The sequence below is a fragment of the Mycobacterium sp. NPDC003449 genome (genome assembly GCF_053588415.1).
The window spans coordinates 1-16,027 of the sequence record NZ_JBSFPX010000176.1; the positions used below are offsets into that span (position 1 = coordinate 1).

Here is a 16,027-nt window from a genome sequence, read left to right on the forward strand (position 1 = left end):
CGAGTGCGAGGGCCTGTACTACCGTCACCACCGAACTCAGCACACCGCCGAGTTCTCAGACCAGTAGGTCTCCGGACATGCCGGGGCGATTCAACCCGGCGGCATTTGGTCGCAATCGATCCGTGCCAATATCCCTCGGGTACCCGGGGGTCAGGAAGGTCGCAGGGGCCATCACAATGGTCGTGAAACTCCTCGACCTTCAGATCGCCGTGCATCAGCTTGACCCAGAAGGGCTTGGTCTTGTCGGTTCTGCTCATGACGGGTCCTCTCAGGCGGACCCGGGCCGGTCCCGGGTAGCAGCCTGTTGGCCTCGTCGAATGTGAGCGTGTGCACTGATGCCTCCTCAGGCCCAGCTAGGGGCGGCGGTAGCTGATGGTCAGGTTGTCGTAGTCTTGGCACTGCCGCGGTGAGCTCGGCGTTGGATCGTTCAGCCTGGCAGTGACAATGGCGGCGGGGATGTGATCGTGTCGCCCACCGTATGCGGCAGAGCTATCCTAAAACCTGGCGCCCCCAGTCGGACTCGAACCGACACTGTGCGGATTTTAAGTCCCAACAGTCAACAGGGGTCGAGCATAAGTTGTTGCGGCACAACAGCTTTCAATAACAGAGGTCACGACACAGACCCGAGTTGGAACACTTTGGGAACACTTTTCATGTCCGCCGAGCGGTTACAGCGGCCCCCAGGGCGAGTCTTTGAAGCCGGCGGCTTTCATCTCGGCCTTGGCTTCTTCCATGTAGGCATCCACTTGCTTCTTCAGATTCTCCAAGAAGCCTTGTGCATCACGTTGCGCCTCCGAATTGGAATAGCGCTCACGTCCGCACTCCTCGCGGAAGTCATTAACGAAGGCATCAAGGGCTTCGCTGGCCGTTTTGAGGGCGACAGGCTTAGCGAACGGCTCAACTGTGGTCCGCAGAACCGTCATGATGGCCACGTTCAATTGGGTGGCGCTAGCGAGAAGTTGACCGGATGCCACCATCTTCAGCTTGTTGAACGGTGTCGCGATCCGCATAGTAGCTTCGGCCTGCTTCAAACCCTCGGCCATCTTGTCTTCAGCTTTGGGATCGGGCGCACCAATGCGGTTGTAGAACATGTCCCTGATCGCGTTGAAAGTGCCCTTCATATCAATGGAGTTCGTGAGGATGTCGCTGCAAACCGCCGCGAACTCGGTTGCCGAGTCGTACACATCTCGCTCACGACGCAGCTTGTCCTCGCGCTCGTCCCTGCGATCCTGCATCTCTTTGTCATGTTCGGCCGACCGCTTGTCGCTGGCCTTCGTGTTGACGTACGTGAACCCGCTCGCCAGGACGCCCGAGACGAACGACCCGGTTATGAATTGAGGCGTCCAGAGGAAGTCTGACCAGATGCTCATAAGTCCAGCGTAAGACTGGCGTGCGACATCCTTTCGTCTCGACGCGCAGCCTTTACCCGTTGCGAAGCACTGCTAGTAGAACCAGGGCGACGAGTTCCGGTATCGGCTAGCGATCTCCGGAGTGGTCACATCAGCCAGCTTGTACGGTCCAGATCCCATCCCGAAGCTGCCACTGGTGTCCACCGTCCTCGTAATCCGAAGTCCATTCGCAAGGGGCTTAAGCGTGGGATCGTTGATCGCCAATTTTCCCCATAGCGAGCCTACAAAATTGGTTAGAGGAGATAAATCATTTTGTTCATAGTCGTGGCGCATGCCCGACAAGACTAGCGAATCGCTACCAGTGCTTCCGGTGAGCGCAACCAGAATCGGGTTCGCTTTCGTCTGCACCTGCAAGAACTTCTGAGGCAGGACGGTAGTTATCCTCGTCCAAGTTCCAAGGTCAGCAATACAAAGAAAGTCAATACCTTCCCGTGGGGCCTTAGTCACCTCCCGATCAAGTGCGTCCGTTATCGATTTAACATTTTCCTTGGGTGTGCTCGCGGGAGCCTTCCAGTCGTGCGACTCACCCAGAAGCCCGAAAAAGACAGGCGGCACCAGGTACGCCTGTTCGGTGCCTTCGCGAACCTTCATCCCACGGCGAAGAGTCATGCCCTCGTCGTATGCCGCTTTGATGTCATCCCGCCCAATCGTTCGCCTAACGCTGAAAGCGGCTGCCACCCCTGATGCCAGCACTGGCTTCTTCATCCGCAACTTTTTCGGATAGTGAGGATGGAAGACAACGAGGTCGGTTTCCTTCGTCATCTTCAGATCATCATTTTCCAGCAGTATGTACTTGCGCGTACCGACTTCGTACTCAGGTGGAAGCCACTCGCTCAGCATCTCGGCCCAACGCGCCTCAACACGGTGCCCTAGTTCCTGAATCCGGTCGGGCTTTCCCGCAATCTCCTGCTGTTCACGCTCATACGCCCTCACGATGTCGTCGTTGACATCTGCTAGCCACTGATGGTGTTCGTGGATCATTCATCGAGCGTAGCCAACTGGTCGGACATCAGAACGCTGCATGCGACCAGGTGAGGCGTTGTTATTTCTACAATATTCAAACCAAGAGAATATGGGGATAATTGAGCTAAATGAACCAAACGGAATTCTACGGATACCCTTTCAATAGCCAGACCTGGTTCAAGCGCATAAAGTGTATGCACTATTGGCGTTACGAACACATGGTCAAGGGCTGGCCTGACCCACAAGCCCTGTACTCGTGCGAGAACTGCGGCAAGACCATCGAGCAGTCACAACCGCCGCTGAACCTGCTCAAGCCAACCAGGTGGGAAATTTTTGAGCGTGAGGTCAAGAAGGGAAACGGCGACATGGTGATGTCGCCACCTATGATCCCCCGCGATGTCGACATGCAATAGCGACCTGATCGCGTCCTGGTCTGCTTGAATCGTCGGGAACACCACGACGGGGGCACGCTTTGACTGAACCAGTTACGCAGGCAGATACCGCCTTTGTACGAGTCTTGTTCTACGACCAACCTGTCCGCTGGACCTTGGCTGGCCTCACCAACAACCTGGTCAACGTTGATGCACTTGTGACCGTGGCGGCTCTTCTCTCAACGGGGGAGAAAGCCCGGTCATGGCCCGACGCGCTGGACAAGATGGACCAGGCGAGGGTGGCAGCGTCCGACTCATTCCGTGTTCTCCGCTGTCGTTACGAATCGCCGCTCGACATCATCCTGGCGTCCGCAGTGGGCTTTGGGACTGTTTCGGGTACGGCGCTCATTTTCGGTCACCGCTTGATCGCGCTGTTCAACAAATTTCAAGACGCGCGAAAGAAGAAGTCGGATGTCGACTTGGCAGTGGCGCTTAATCAAGAGGTAATTAGCCAGCTCGCACTGCCGCGACCGGAGCCCGTCGAGCTGAACACACCTGAAATGGCAGGGTTCTTCACGATTCTTGCGCGAGCGGCGCATGCGCTTGAATCCGCCCAGAGAATCGAAGTCAGTGAGACAGCACCACAGGACGCAGAGGGGCACTGAGTCTCGCGACGTGCACCCGTCCCGCCCAGCGGAGGCAGCGGACTGCCGGTATTCACAGTCCTTGGACAACGGGTCGACGGCAGCCTCTGTAGCAGCAGGTTTCAGATCCACACGCAGCCGATCCGAATTGAACGCTTGTTTACGCAGAGTTGGAACACAAAGGGAACACTTCGGAAGTCGTAACAGAGGTCGCAAACCCCTGACCAGCACCGATATGGTGCCCCCACCGGGACTCGAACCCGGAACACACGGATTTTAAGTCCGCTGCCTCTGCCAATTGGGCTATGGGGGCGTCGCCCGAGAGCATATTTCAGGTCGATTAGCCGTCATCGCACCGCCCAGCCCACTGCGTCGGCGAACCATCCTTCAGGCCCAACGCCCGGTCATGCGCGTGGTCGATCAACCCACCTCGACGACGATCTTGCCGAACGGGCCGCGGTCGAGTTGGTCGAGTGCCGTCGGGAGATCGTGGAACGGATGGTGCGCACCGATGACTGGTTTCGTCCCGGTGCTGTCGATCGCGCTGACCAGCTCGCTCAGTGCGCGTCGGTGCCCGGTGCCGATACCGTGAATCGTCATGTCTTTCATCAGGATTGGCATGACCGGTGTCGATACCTCGAATCCGTCGAGCGCCCCGATGAGATGGATGTGGGCGCCGACCGCGACGACCTGCGCGGCCTTGCCGAGGTGAGCGCCGCCGACGATCTCCAGCACATGGTCCGCACCACGGTCGCCGGTGATGGCAAGGATGGTTTCCGCCCAATCGTCGCGCCGCCGATCCACGACGTGGTCGGCGCCCAGCGCTGCGACCCGGTCGAGTTTGTTCGCACTGCCCGACACGATGACCTCGGCGCCGTGCATCTTCGCGATCTGAACGGCGAACAGCGCGACGCCACCGGTGCCCTCGACCAGCACGACATCGCCGGCCCGCACGTGTCCACGTTCGACCAGCGCGAACCACGCCGTGATCCCCGCGACCGGCAGCGTGCTGGCCTCCGCGGCCGATAGGCTCTTCGGCGCCCCGACAACCCAATCTTGCGGAAGCGCTACGTATTCGGCGAGCACCCCGGGGTAGTAACCGCCGAGCGTCCAGTACGAGGGCGTACGCGCGTCACCTGCGCGCGCACCGTCGACCCAGTCCGGCGTGAACACCGAGATCACCGGATCGTCCACCGCGAACCGCGTTACCGAGGCACCAGTTGCGACGACCGTCCCCGCGAGATCGGACCCTGGTGTGAAGGGAAACTCCAACGGCAGGCCACGACCGGTTTCGATCACCATCTTGTCGCGATGGTTCAGCGCGACCGCCGCCACCTTGATCAGGACTTCGCCGGGCCGCGGTTGTGGAACGGCCACCTCACGCAGCTGAAGCGCGTCCCGGCCGATTCCGTCCATCTCCCACCGCCGCATGATTTCAGCCATGAGCCGCTGCAACCGCGCCCGATATGCGCATATTCCCCGTCCAGGTTTCGCCGGTTCTACACCAGGGTCGTGACTGAGCAGGAATGACGACCCTGGTGAAAAACGGCGGCAATCCAGGCAAGCCCACGGCGGCCCCACGGGTGTGAGGTTGTGTGCGAGTTTCGGCCGGGTTCTCGCACACAAGCCCACGTTGAACGCCAGCACAGCGGAGTAGGCTGCCCCATATCCCGAGTATCGGGAGGTCATCGTGCCCGAACTGACCATCGAACTCCGCAATGTGGTGCGTGAGTACCGGGTCGGCGGTCAGCTGGTGCGTGCGCTCGATGAGATCTCGCTGCGCCTGACCGGCGGACAATTCGTCTCGATCGTCGGGCCGTCGGGCGCCGGCAAGAGCACGCTGCTGCACCTGCTCGGCGCGCTGGACTCCCCCGATTCCGGCTCGATCACGTTCGACGGCGAGGAGATCGGCCGCCTCGGCGATGAGCAACAGTCGGAGTTCCGCCATCACCGGGTCGGGTTCGTCTTCCAGTTCTTCAACCTGCTGCCCACCCTCTCGGCCTGGGAGAACGTGGCGGTGCCCAAGCTGCTCGACGGGGTCCGGCTGGGCAAGGTGAAACCACAGGCCGAGCAGCTGCTGGACCGGGTCGGCCTCGGCAACCGCACCGAGCACCGCCCGGCCGAGCTGTCCGGCGGCCAGATGCAACGGGTCGCGGTGGCCCGGGCGATGATGATGGACCCGCCGCTGATCCTGGCCGACGAACCGACCGGCAACCTCGACTCGGCCACCGGCTCGGCGATCCTGACCCTGCTGGCCGAGGTGGCCCACGAGCAGGGCCGGGGCCGGCTGGTGGTGATGGTGACCCACAACTCCGACGCCGCGGCGGCGACCGACCGGATCATCACTTTGCAGGACGGCCGGCTCGGCTCCGACGAGATGTCGGTGGTGCCGGGGTGAGACCCCACGTCGCGATAGGCGCCGCGGCAAGCCGGCTCCGGGTGTTCAGCCTGCGCGAACTCACGGTGCACCGGCGGCGCACGATCGCCTCGGTCGCCGTAATGGCGGTCTCCGCAATGTATCTCGTCGCGATCCTCGGCATCTTCGGGTCGATCACCGGATCGGTCAACCGACTCGCGGACGGCGTCGCCGGCATCGCCGCACTCGAGGTGTCCGGCATCACCGACGCGGGCTTCCCGGAGGCGGTGCTGGCCGACGTCGCCAGGGTTCCCGGTGTGGCGACCGCGGCGCCGATGATCCGGATGTCGGCGCCCACCGCGGCGGATCCGGTGCTGCTGTTCGGCGCCGACGACCGCAGCCGCGCCCTGGAAGGCGCCCTGAAAGACGCGGTCGGAGTCCAGGTCCAGACCCCCACCGCCGCCGAGGGCGTTCGGGTCGGGCCCGCCGTCGGTCATGCGAAAGGCGAGACGTTCCAGCTCGGGTCGGGTTCGGTCACCGTCGCCGAGGTCCTTGACGGAAAGCAACTCGCCGACCTCAACGGCGGACACTACGTGCTCGCACCACTCCCGTTGGCGCAGAACGTGACCGGGAGACGCGGCCAGCTCGACTCGATCCTGATCACCACCACACCGGGCGCCGACCTGGCAACGGTGAGAGCACAGGTCACCGCCGCCGTGAACGGCCGCGCGATCGTCGCGGATCCGAGCCTGCGGGCGGCCCGCGCCGGCGACGGGGTCAAGCTGATGAACTACATGGCGCTGATGGGCGCCGTGGTCGCGCTGGTGGTCGGGGCGTTCCTGATCTACACCACGATGACCATGGCGATCGCGCAGCGTCGCCCGGTCATCTCGATGCTGCGGGCCATCGGCGGCCGGCGCGCCGTCATCGTTCGCGACATGCTCGCCGAGGCCGCGGTCCTCGGGCTGGTCGGCGGCGCCATCGGGTCGGTCCTGGGAATCGCGTTGGGCCGCATCGCGATCGGCCGGCTGCCTCCGACCGTAACCCAGGGCCTGGAGGCCCGCGTCGAATACTGGTTGCCCGGCTACGCGATCCCGGCCGCCATCGCCGCGACGGCGCTCACCAGTGTGGCGGCGTCGGCGATGGCCGCCCGGCAGGTGTACAAGGTGTCGCCGATCGAGGCGCTGGCCCCGGTCGGGGCGTCGGCGGCGGACAACGTCCCGCGCTGGCTGCGCATCACCAGCGGGGCCGCGGCCGTGGCGGTGCTGGCGGTGTCGATCCTGCTGGTGTTCCACCGGCCGGGTTCGCTGGCCTTCCTGGCGATCGCGGCCCTGTTCACCGCCCAGATCGCGCTCGGTTTCGCGCTCGCCGGCCCCATCGTCACGGCCGCCGCCTCGGTGGCCCGCGTGTTCGGATCGGCCGGGGCGTTGGCGGCGGCGACCATCGAACGGGCCCCGCGGCGGGTGTGGGCCACGGTGATGACCGTGCTCATCGCCGTCGTCACGACCGTGGTGATCACCGGGACCAACAACGACATGATCCGCTCGGCCCGCGACATCTTCGCCCCGGTCGCCGACGTCGACGTCTGGGTCAGCGCCAACTCCCCCGACCAGTATCCCACCGGCCTTCTGCCCCAAGGCCTTACCGAGAAGGTCACCGAAGTGCCAGGGGCCGCGACCGTCGTCGAGGGCGCCTACGGGTTCGCCGTCGTCGGCGGCACCCGGGTGATGCTGGACGGATTCGCCGCAGGCAGCCACGACGCCCTGTTCCGTGCCCTCGATGACCGGGTCCGCGGCGACGTGCTCGCCGGCCGGGGCGTGGTGCTCTCGCAGAATCTGGGCAAGACGCTGGGGGTCGGCACCGGTGACGAGCTGCAGCTGCAAACGCCGCACGGCCCGCAGCGGACCACCGTGCTGGCCCTGGTCCCCTATTTCTCCACCGTGATCGGCACCGTCGGGATGGGCCTGGACCAGATGCGGGACTGGTTCGACCGCCCGGGCGCGACCACACTGCAGATCACCGCGGCCGATGGAACCGACCCCACCCGGCTGCTGGCCAACATTCGGCATGTGGTGCCCGCACCGAACCACACCTACGACGGCCGCACCGCACTGGCCGGTCTCGAGGCGCCGCTGCGTCAGAGCATGCTGATCGCCAACGCCGTCTGGATCATCGTGGTGTTCGTGGCCGCCGTCGCGCTGCTGAACACCCTCACGCTGTCGGTGCTGGAACGGCGCCGCGAGATCGGTGTGCTGCGGGCGATGGGATCCAGCAGGCGCTACACCCTGGGCATGGTCCTGGCCGAGGCGGCGGCCATCGGCATCGTGGGCGGGGTGCTGGGGCTGTCGGTCGGCCTGGTGGACCAGTGGCTGTTCAGCCTGGTCAGCGGTGACGTCATGAACTTCGGCGTCACCTTCCGGCCGAGCCCGATGGCGCTGGTCTTCACCGTGGGCGCGTTGGTGGTCAGCCTGCTCGGCTCGATTCCACCCGCCCGGCGCGCGGCCCGGCTCAACATCATCGAGGCCGTCAGCGTCGAGTAGTCGCGACCCCCTGCAAATGGGGTGTGCACGGCGGCGGCACCAGGGTCCGCCTGATGCCGCACAATCCGGCGGTGTCGAATCCGGCCGCGGCGATGGCCTCGACGGTGCGGCGGTTCGGCTCGCACCCGGACGCCAACCACGACCACGGGGTGGCGATCAGGTCCTGGAACCGGCCCATCAGTCCGTCCCCGCGGACGTGCTCGAGTACGACGAGCCTGCCCCCGGGGACCAGCACCCGCCGGATCTCGGCCAGCGTGGCCGCCACATCCTCGACCGAGCACAGCACCAGACCGACGTGTACCGAGTCGAAACTGTGATCCGGGAAGGGAATCGACTCGCCGACCCCGTCGACCACCTGGACCGCGACGCCGTGGCGACGGGCCAGGGCCACCGCCATCCGCCGCATCGCCGGGTCCGGTTCCACCGCCGCGACCGAGGTCACCGCGGGCGGCAGGAACAACAGGTCGGTTCCCGGGCCGACGCCGACCACCAGCAGCCTGCCGGTCGCATGGCTCATCGCCGCGCGGCGGTACCGGCGGTAGAACAGCCGGTCGAATACCGGCATTCCGAGCCGATACACATACGGGAACAACGGATTACGGTGCTTCATCTACCTCATCGACCGATACATGGCGCGCTGGTGACCCGTTGACCCTGACCGGAGATGCTGACGTTACCTCCGCACAGCGATACCGCCAGGTTGTTGTCGCCGGTGACCTCGGCATCGCTGTTCGGGATCGCGTAGGAGGTGTTGCCGTTTCCGGTGACGTGGTTGGTGCTGCCGAACGCGGCCCGCACATCGTTGTCGTTTCCCTTCGCGACCGACGTGCTGTCGTCGCCGGCGAAGACGAAGTTGCCGTTCCCGTCGGCCCGCGCGGTGCTGCCGTTGATCGCCAGGACGAAGTTCCGGTCCCCGTTGGCGGTTGCGGTGCTGGCGTTCTGACCCGGTAGATCGAAGGCCACGGCGACGCTGCGACCGGTCGTCGAGGCCTGGCTGCCGCCGACCTTCAGCACATCGCGGCCGTTGGCCGACACCGCCAACCCACCGGTGTTGACCTGGCGGGTCGCGGCCGTGGTGGCCGACGAATCCGTGCTCGCCGCCGGTGCGGCCCAAGCGGTTCCCGCCCCGAAACAGAGCGCGGCGGCCGGAGCCCCGAGACAGACCGCACCCAATCTGGCTGATGTTCTCATCGGAACCCACCCTTTCCGGGTGCACGCAGGCACCCCATACCGTTGGCCACGTCGGCGGGGGCCGCTTGGTTCAATCCAGGTTCCCCAGATCCAGTCGAAACGGCGGATATTCGTCGCGCATCAGCGAGACGTAGACGGCCACCCGGTAGCGCCACCGCACGATCCCCAGCAGCAGGTCCGACATCCCCGGCGAGATCGTTCCCCGGGCCAGCAGCCGCACCGCGGAGAGCACGCACAGCACCTGCAGCACCGGTTCCATGGCCCAGCAGAGCACGATCTGCGGCAGCGCCAGCAGCCACCACTTCACCAGCACCGCCCAATTGGTCAACCGTTCGGGGTAGTCGACCTGCAGGTCGCCCGGATAATCCGGCCGCGACGCCAGGGTGAACGGCGGGTACCGGTCGGTGCTGTTCATCGGGAACCGGTAGTTCATCACCCGCCAGGACCAGCGCAGCACCCCGACGTTGAACTCGAAGATCGGTCGCGGATACCGGCCGGTGCACAAGATCGCCACTCCCGCAACGACAGTCAGCACCGGATAGACCAGGTACAAGACGATGAGAACCGGGTAGTGCGGGACGGCCAGCACGCACCACTTGACCAACCAGAGCCAGCGCGACGGCGCGTCGACCGCACCGCGTACCCGCACCGGATCCGGCGGGTTCATGGCCGTCGACGCGACGCCGCGGCGGTCTCGGGCACCAGCTCCCGGCTGATCCTCGCCGCCATCCTGCGGTGACTGCTCAGGCCGAGGAACCGGGTCAGCGTCCAGGTGGTGACCCGGTCCGGGATGAGTTCGGCCGGCCGCAGCACCGACTCACCGTGCGACACCTGCAGCGAGGCCACCCGCGAGACGGCGGCGACCCGGCGGCGCCGGGTCTTCTCATAGCGGCGCAGTGCGCGGCCGACCGCACCGTCGGTGCCGTCGCGGACGTCCGAAAGCGCCTTCGACAGCACCATGGTGTCCAGCAGCGCCTGATTGGTCCCCTGCGCCAGGGTGGGCGGCATGGTGTGCGCGGCATCGCCCAACAAGGTCAGCGCACCGTGCCCCGACGGCGGGATCGGATGCCGGAAATGCGGGTACGGCGAATGGGCCAGATCGTCGTCGGTCAGCGCCGCCAGAACCCGGTCGACCGAATCCGACCATCCGGTGAACGCGGACCGGATGGTGTCGATCGGGCGGTCCGGCCGGACGAAGTCGGCCGACCAGGGCAGGTCGAACCACCACTGCAGTTCGGCGCCCCCGGCGGGCCACAGGCCGAGATTTCCGTGTTCGCCGATCACCACCTGCGCCACCCGATTGCCGACGCCGTCGGGATGGGTGAGCAGCCCCTGCCAACTGCACCATCCCGTCGGCTCCGCCCGGCGCGGGCAGACCGCGTCGCGCACCGTCGAATGCAGTCCGTCCGCGCCGATCAGCACCTCCCCGTCGGCGGTGGCACCGTCGTCGAACTCCACCCGTACCCGGCCCGCGGTGCTGGCCACCCCGACGACGCGGGCACCGCACCGGATGCGGTCGGTGGGAAAGCCGTCCAGCAGCCGCTCCAGCAGCACGCGGCGCGGGACCATCCGGACCGGTTCGCCCAGCCGCCTGGCGATCGCGGCCACATCGATGGTGGCCAGCGAACGACCCGACGAGGTCACGACCCGCACGGCCGACAGCACCTGCCCGGCCCCGTCCATGTCGACACCCAGCTGCCCGAGCACCGTCGCGCCGTTGGACCAGATGGTTACCGCACCACCGCCGGCCTGCACGTCCGGGCGCTGTTCGTAGACCGTGACGTCATAGCCGTGGCGCAGCAGGCCGCGCGCGATGGAGATGCCGCCCACCCCGGCACCGACGACGACGGCCCGCGGGGCCCGCGGGGCCGGGGTCAGCTTCGGAGATCGGCGCCCCTCCACGGATCAAGTTTTGACCGTGACGGCGCCGGTGTACAGGCCATATTGGCCGGCCGGGCCGACACCACCACCACGGGCCGCGGAAAACGCAGCGTGGCGCAGGCATCGTCGAGGGTTTCGTCGATCGCGTTCGCCACGCCCGACAACTCCCCCGGCCCCGCCCCGAACGCCAGTCCGGGGCCGCCGAGCGCGATTCGGGTCAACACCACCCCGTGGTCGCGGCGAATGCTCGTCATATCGGCGACCAGGTCGCCGATCGCCGCCGGATGGCTGACGAAATGGTGGGCGTCCGGGCCGATCTCACCGTAGAGACCCACCAGATCGAGGCCCTTGTGGCCGATTACCGCGTCGGCCAGACCGCGGCGCCTCGCCCCCACCAGCACCCGTTGCCCACGACGACCGACACCGCCGAGCACGTCGACCTGGCCGGCCTCGCACACCACGAGGCGACCCACCCTGAGGCTGCCCGCACAGAACACCAACTCGTCGGCGGACAGCCCGTCCCCGTGCACCGTCATCCGGGCCGGGTGGATGCCGGCATCGAGCGCCACCGGGAGTTCACGGCCATTCCTGACCTCGACGGCGACGGCGCGGTCCCGCACCCACTTGGCGACCGTGGCGTCGGACAACACCGTCGCGGGCAGCACCACATCCACCACACCGGCCGTCCGACGTCGGGTGCCGCAGCGCCGCAACGGCTCCGGGCCGGGCGGACGCCGCGCGGGCAGGGTCAGTTTGGACAACAGGGCCGCCGAGAGTGTCACACCTCGACGCTGCACGGGTAGGGCCATGACGGCCAGTGTCCTAGCGGTCTCTTGACGGCCGCTGTGGGAACCTTGACGCCGCGCTGACAGTGCCGCGCCCGAACCCCGTGTGCTCGAGGACCGTTAACAACCGCACCCTGACCGTAAAGAAAGCGTCAAGACTCGTTTCACCACTCTGAGCTGGGGTGATCCTGACTCAGGCCGCCGAGATCCGGTGGCCTGTAAAGGTTCGGAGACGCGATGTCCGTAGTTGTCTTCACGGTGCTGACGGTGGCGATTTTCGCCATGCTCGGCCTGGTCCAGAGGCTGGTCGAGCGGCTGTGACGCAGAACCTGATCGGCCTGGTCCTGGCGATCCTCATCGCCGTATTCGTCTTCGCCGCACTGCTGTTCCCCGAAAGGTTCTAGTGACTACCACCACCGCGGGGATCGTGTTCCTCGCGTCGCTCGTCGTGGCCATCGCACTGGTGCATGTGCCACTGGGCGACTACATGTACCGGGTGTACACGTCCGGGAAAGACACCAGGGCGGAACGACTCGTCTACCGGGCGATCGGCGCCGACCCCAGGGCCGAGCAGACCTGGGGCGCCTACGCCCGCAGCGTGCTGGCCTTCTCGGCGGTCAGCATCCTGTTCCTGTTCATCTTCCAGCTGGTCCAGGGCCGGCTGCCGTTGCACCTGAACGATCCCGCCACCCCGATGACCCCGGCGCTGGCCTGGAACACCGCCATCAGCTTCGTCACCAACACCAACTGGCAGGCCTACGCGGGCGAAACCACCCAGGGGCATCTGGTGCAGATGGCCGGGCTGGCGGTGCAGAACTTCGTCTCCGCCGCGGTCGGCATGGCCGTGGCCGTCGCCCTGGTCCGCGGGTTCGCCCGCAGGCACACCGGTGAACTCGGCAACTTCTGGGTGGATCTGGTGCGCGGCGCCATCCGCATCCTGCTACCGATTTCGATCGTCGGCGCGGTCCTGCTCGTCGCGGGCGGCGCCATCCAGAATTTCGCGCTGCACGACCAGGTGGTCACCACCCTCGGCGGCGTCACGCAGACCATCCCCGGCGGCCCGGTGGCCAGCCAGGAGGTGATCAAGGAACTCGGCACCAACGGCGGCGGCTTCTTCAACGTCAACTCCGCGCACCCGTTCGAGAACCCCACCGCGTGGACCAACTGGCTGGAGATCTTCCTGATCCTGCTGATCCCGTTCGCCATGCCGCGCACGTTCGGACGCATGGTGGGCAGCCGCAAGCACGGTGCCGCGATCGCCGCCGTCATGGGCGTGATCGCCCTGGCCAGCATCGGGCTCACCATGCTGTTCCAGTTGCAGCACCACGGCACCGTGCCGACCGCGGTCGGCGCCGCCATGGAGGGCGTCGAACAACGCTTCGGCGTTGCCGATTCCGCGGTGTTCGCCGGGTCGACGACGTTGACCTCCACCGGCGCGGTCGACTCGTTCCACGACTCCTACACCAGCCTCGGCGGGCTGATGACGATGTTCAACATGCAGCTCGGCGAGGTGGCGCCCGGCGGCGTCGGCTCGGGCATGTACGGCATGCTGATCCTGGCCATCATCACGGTGTTCGTCGCCGGCCTGATGGTGGGCCGCACCCCGGAATATCTCGGCAAGAAGATCACCCCACGCGAAATCAAGCTCGCCGCAAGCTACTTCCTGGTCACCCCGCTGATCGTGCTGACCGGAACCGCGGTGGCGATGGCGATGCCCGGTCAGCGGGCCGGCATGCTCAACACCGGGCCGCACGGCCTGTCCGAGGTGCTCTACGCCTTCACCTCGGCCGCCAACAACAACGGCTCGGCGTTCGCCGGCATCAGCGTCAACACCGAGTGGTACAACACCGCCCTCGGCCTGGCGATGGTGTTCGGCCGCTTCCTGCCCATCATCCTGGTGCTGGCCCTGGCCGGGTCCCTGGCCCGGCAGGGCGCCACCCCCGCCTCGATCGGCACCCTGCCCACCCACCGTCCCCAGTTCGTCGGGATGGTCGTGGGCGTCACCCTCATCCTGGTGGCCCTCACCTTCCTGCCCATGCTGGCACTCGGGCCCCTCGCCGAAGGAATTCACTGATGTCTGTACACACCGCTGCCCGGGCAGCGAACCCGACAAAACCCAAGCCCGCCACCACCGTTCGCGGTGGCCTGCTCGACCCGTCGATGCTGTGGCGCTCACTGCCCGATGCGCTGCGCAAACTGGATCCGCGCACACTGTGGCGCAACCCGGTGATGTTCATCGTGGAGATCGGCGCGGCCTGGTCCACCATCCTGGCGGTGCTCGACCCGACCTGGTTCGGCTGGCTGATCGTGGTCTGGCTGTGGCTGACCGTGGTGTTCGCCAACCTGGCCGAGGCCGTCGCCGAGGGCCGCGGCAAGGCGCAGGCCGAGACGCTGCGCAAGACCAAGGCCGACACCATGGCGCGGCGGCTCACCGATTCCGGCGCCGAGGAGTCCGTGCCCGCACCACAACTCGCGATGGGTGACATCGTCGTCGTCGAAGCCGGCCAGACCATCCCCGGCGACGGTGATGTGGTGGACGGTATCGCCACGGTGGACGAGTCGGCCATCACCGGCGAATCCGCCCCGGTCATCCGGGAATCCGGGGGTGACCGGTCCGCGGTCACCGGCGGCACCACGGTGCTCTCGGACCGCATCGTCGTGAAGATCACCCAGAAGCCCGGTGAGAGCTTCATCGACCGGATGATCGCCCTCGTCGAGGGCGCCAACCGGCAGAAGACGCCCAACGAGATCGCGCTGAACATCCTGCTGGCCGCGCTCACCGTGATCTTCGTCTTCGCCGTCGCGACCCTGCAGCCGCTGGCGATCTACGCCAAGGCCGGCAATCCGGGCGTCCCGGATTCGTTGGCGCTCACCGGTAACGGGGTGAGCGGCATCGTGATGGTGGCGCTGCTGGTGTGCCTGATCCCGACGACGATCGGCGCGCTGCTGTCGGCGATCGGCATCGCCGGGATGGACCGGCTGGTGCAGCGCAATGTGCTGGCCATGTCGGGCCGGGCGGTTGAGGCGGCCGGGGACGTCAACACGCTGCTGCTGGACAAGACCGGAACCATCACCCTCGGCAACCGGCAGGCCGCGGCCTTCGTCCCGCTCACCGGGGTCACGGCCGAGCAGTTGGCCGAAGCCGCCCAGCTCTCCAGCCTGGCCGACGAAACCCCCGAGGGCCGTTCCATCGTGGTGTTCGCCAAACACGAGTACCGGCGTCTGGGCGAGCGGAGCGACGGGGGAATGTCACTGGCCCGCACCTCCGGTGAGCTGGCGGCCGCACACTGGATCGAATTCAGCGCCACCACAAGGATGTCCGGGGTCGACCTGGACAACCAGCGGCTGCGCAAGGGGGCGGCGACCTCGGTGGCGGACTGGGTGCGCGCCGAGGGCGGCACCGTACCGGCCGAGCTCGGCACCGTCGTCGACGGCATCTCGGGCGCCGGCGGCACACCGCTGGTGGTGGGCCGGGTCTCCGAGGGGGGCAGCGCTGAGGTGCTCGGCGTCATCGCGCTCAAGGACGTCGTCAAAAAGGGTATGGTCGAGCGGTTCGACGAGATGCGCCGGATGGGCATCCGGACGGTGATGATCACCGGGGACAACCCGTTGACCGCCAAGGCCATCGCCGACGAGGCGGGGGTCGACGACTTCCTCGCCGAGGCCACCCCCGAGGACAAGCTCGCCCTGATCAAGAGCGAGCAGGCGGGTGGGCGGCTGGTCGCGATGACCGGTGACGGCACCAACGACGCGCCCGCACTGGCGCAGGCCGATGTCGGCGTGGCGATGAACACCGGCACCTCGGCGGCCAAAGAGGCAGGCAACATGGTCGATCTCGACTCCGACCCGACCAAGCTGATCGAGATCGTGGAGATCGGCAAGCAGTT

General features: G+C 66.4%; 15 protein-coding genes and 1 tRNA gene. 7 read left to right on the forward strand and 9 right to left on the reverse strand.

The annotated features are described in order from the left end of the window. Positions 1-668: 668 nt before the first annotated feature. Together ACWDTP_RS30830 and ACWDTP_RS30835 are read right to left on the reverse strand one after the other, a co-directional pair. Positions 669-1,370 carry a hypothetical protein gene (locus ACWDTP_RS30830; RefSeq protein WP_450026963.1) on the reverse strand — a complete coding sequence of 234 codons (702 nt, stop codon included), beginning with the start codon at positions 1,368-1,370 and terminating at the stop codon, positions 669-671. A gap of 72 nt (positions 1,371-1,442) precedes the next feature. After that, entirely contained in the window at positions 1,443-2,390 is a 948-nt protein-coding gene (locus ACWDTP_RS30835) for a DUF6602 domain-containing protein (RefSeq protein WP_450026965.1), read from the reverse strand. Positions 2,391-2,500: 110 nt separating this feature from the next. On the opposite strand from ACWDTP_RS30835, the gene ACWDTP_RS30840 reads away from it, so the two are divergent. Further along, on the forward strand, positions 2,501-2,785 hold the full coding sequence (locus ACWDTP_RS30840) for a hypothetical protein (RefSeq protein ID WP_450026967.1): 285 nt from the start codon (positions 2,501-2,503) through the stop codon (positions 2,783-2,785). Positions 2,786-2,844: 59 nt separating this feature from the next. Then, a complete protein-coding gene (locus ACWDTP_RS30845; protein WP_450026969.1) occupies positions 2,845-3,408 on the forward strand; it encodes a hypothetical protein in 564 nt (187 codons plus the stop codon). Between the two features lie 215 nt (positions 3,409-3,623). Here ACWDTP_RS30845 and ACWDTP_RS30850 read toward each other — a convergent pair. Next, positions 3,624-3,700, reverse strand: a tRNA-Leu gene (locus ACWDTP_RS30850). A gap of 107 nt (positions 3,701-3,807) precedes the next feature. Beyond that, the gene (locus ACWDTP_RS30855; RefSeq protein ID WP_450026971.1) at positions 3,808-4,830 is read right to left on the reverse strand and encodes a zinc-dependent alcohol dehydrogenase family protein; all 1,023 of its coding nucleotides are present in this window, start codon (positions 4,828-4,830) and stop codon (positions 3,808-3,810) included. 256 nt (positions 4,831-5,086) lie between these two features. Between ACWDTP_RS30855 and ACWDTP_RS30860 the strand changes: the two genes are divergently transcribed. After that, positions 5,087-5,785: an ABC transporter ATP-binding protein gene (locus ACWDTP_RS30860; RefSeq protein WP_450026987.1), complete on the forward strand. Its 699-nt coding sequence runs from the start codon at positions 5,087-5,089 to the stop codon at positions 5,783-5,785. After that, positions 5,782-8,283, forward strand: coding sequence for an ABC transporter permease (locus ACWDTP_RS30865; RefSeq protein WP_450026973.1), 2,502 nt, complete (start codon positions 5,782-5,784; stop codon positions 8,281-8,283). Before ACWDTP_RS30860 ends, ACWDTP_RS30865 begins: the two co-directional genes overlap by 4 nt. Here ACWDTP_RS30865 and ACWDTP_RS30870 read toward each other — a convergent pair. The 5 genes from ACWDTP_RS30870 to ACWDTP_RS30890 all read right to left on the reverse strand — a co-directional run bounded on the left by ACWDTP_RS30870 (position 8,270) and on the right by ACWDTP_RS30890 (position 12,164). Continuing rightward, on the reverse strand, positions 8,270-8,893 hold the full coding sequence (locus ACWDTP_RS30870; RefSeq protein ID WP_450026975.1) for a class I SAM-dependent methyltransferase: 624 nt from the start codon (positions 8,891-8,893) through the stop codon (positions 8,270-8,272). The genes ACWDTP_RS30865 and ACWDTP_RS30870 overlap by 14 nt on opposite strands. 5 nt (positions 8,894-8,898) lie before the next feature. After that, positions 8,899-9,474: a hypothetical protein gene (locus ACWDTP_RS30875; RefSeq protein ID WP_450026977.1), complete on the reverse strand. Its 576-nt coding sequence runs from the start codon at positions 9,472-9,474 to the stop codon at positions 8,899-8,901. A 70-nt stretch (positions 9,475-9,544) separates the two neighbouring features. Then, entirely contained in the window at positions 9,545-10,141 is a 597-nt protein-coding gene (locus ACWDTP_RS30880; protein WP_450026979.1) for a DUF4389 domain-containing protein, read from the reverse strand. Then, positions 10,138-11,352 carry an FAD-dependent oxidoreductase gene (locus tag ACWDTP_RS30885; RefSeq protein WP_450026989.1) on the reverse strand — a complete coding sequence of 405 codons (1,215 nt, stop codon included), beginning with the start codon at positions 11,350-11,352 and terminating at the stop codon, positions 10,138-10,140. Before ACWDTP_RS30885 ends, ACWDTP_RS30880 begins: the two co-directional genes overlap by 4 nt. Continuing rightward, the gene (locus ACWDTP_RS30890) at positions 11,349-12,164 is read right to left on the reverse strand and encodes a LysA protein (protein WP_450026981.1); all 816 of its coding nucleotides are present in this window, start codon (positions 12,162-12,164) and stop codon (positions 11,349-11,351) included. The genes ACWDTP_RS30885 and ACWDTP_RS30890 overlap by 4 nt, the downstream gene beginning before the upstream one ends. A 293-nt stretch (positions 12,165-12,457) precedes the next feature. Between ACWDTP_RS30890 and ACWDTP_RS30895 the strand changes: the two genes are divergently transcribed. From ACWDTP_RS30895 to kdpB, 3 genes are all read left to right on the forward strand, one after another. After that, positions 12,458-12,544: a potassium-transporting ATPase subunit F gene (locus ACWDTP_RS30895; protein WP_450026991.1), complete on the forward strand. Its 87-nt coding sequence runs from the start codon at positions 12,458-12,460 to the stop codon at positions 12,542-12,544. Beyond that, complete coding sequence (gene kdpA, locus ACWDTP_RS30900; RefSeq protein WP_450026983.1) at positions 12,544-14,214, forward strand: potassium-transporting ATPase subunit KdpA; 1,671 nt, start codon at positions 12,544-12,546, stop codon at positions 14,212-14,214. The genes ACWDTP_RS30895 and kdpA overlap by 1 nt, the downstream gene beginning before the upstream one ends. Next, positions 14,214-16,027: potassium-transporting ATPase subunit KdpB (kdpB, locus tag ACWDTP_RS30905; protein WP_450026985.1), on the forward strand; the 1,814-nt coding region annotated here is incomplete at its 3' end. The genes kdpA and kdpB, both read left to right, overlap by 1 nt.

Excerpts from the sequence above, each read along its gene's own strand:
- ACWDTP_RS30830 (WP_450026963.1), bottom strand. The coding sequence starts at position 1,370 with ATGAGCATCTGGTCAGACTTCCTCTGGACGCCTCAATTCATAACCGGG.
- ACWDTP_RS30835 (WP_450026965.1), bottom strand. The coding sequence starts at position 2,390 with ATGATCCACGAACACCATCAGTGGCTAGCAGATGTCAACGACGACATC.
- ACWDTP_RS30840 (WP_450026967.1), top strand. The coding sequence starts at position 2,501 with ATGAACCAAACGGAATTCTACGGATACCCTTTCAATAGCCAGACCTGG.
- ACWDTP_RS30855 (WP_450026971.1), bottom strand. The coding sequence starts at position 4,830 with ATGGCTGAAATCATGCGGCGGTGGGAGATGGACGGAATCGGCCGGGAC.
- ACWDTP_RS30870 (WP_450026975.1), bottom strand. The coding sequence starts at position 8,893 with ATGAAGCACCGTAATCCGTTGTTCCCGTATGTGTATCGGCTCGGAATG.
- ACWDTP_RS30875 (WP_450026977.1), bottom strand. The coding sequence starts at position 9,474 with ATGAGAACATCAGCCAGATTGGGTGCGGTCTGTCTCGGGGCTCCGGCC.
- ACWDTP_RS30880 (WP_450026979.1), bottom strand. The coding sequence starts at position 10,141 with ATGAACCCGCCGGATCCGGTGCGGGTACGCGGTGCGGTCGACGCGCCG.
- ACWDTP_RS30890 (WP_450026981.1), bottom strand. The coding sequence starts at position 12,164 with ATGGCCCTACCCGTGCAGCGTCGAGGTGTGACACTCTCGGCGGCCCTG.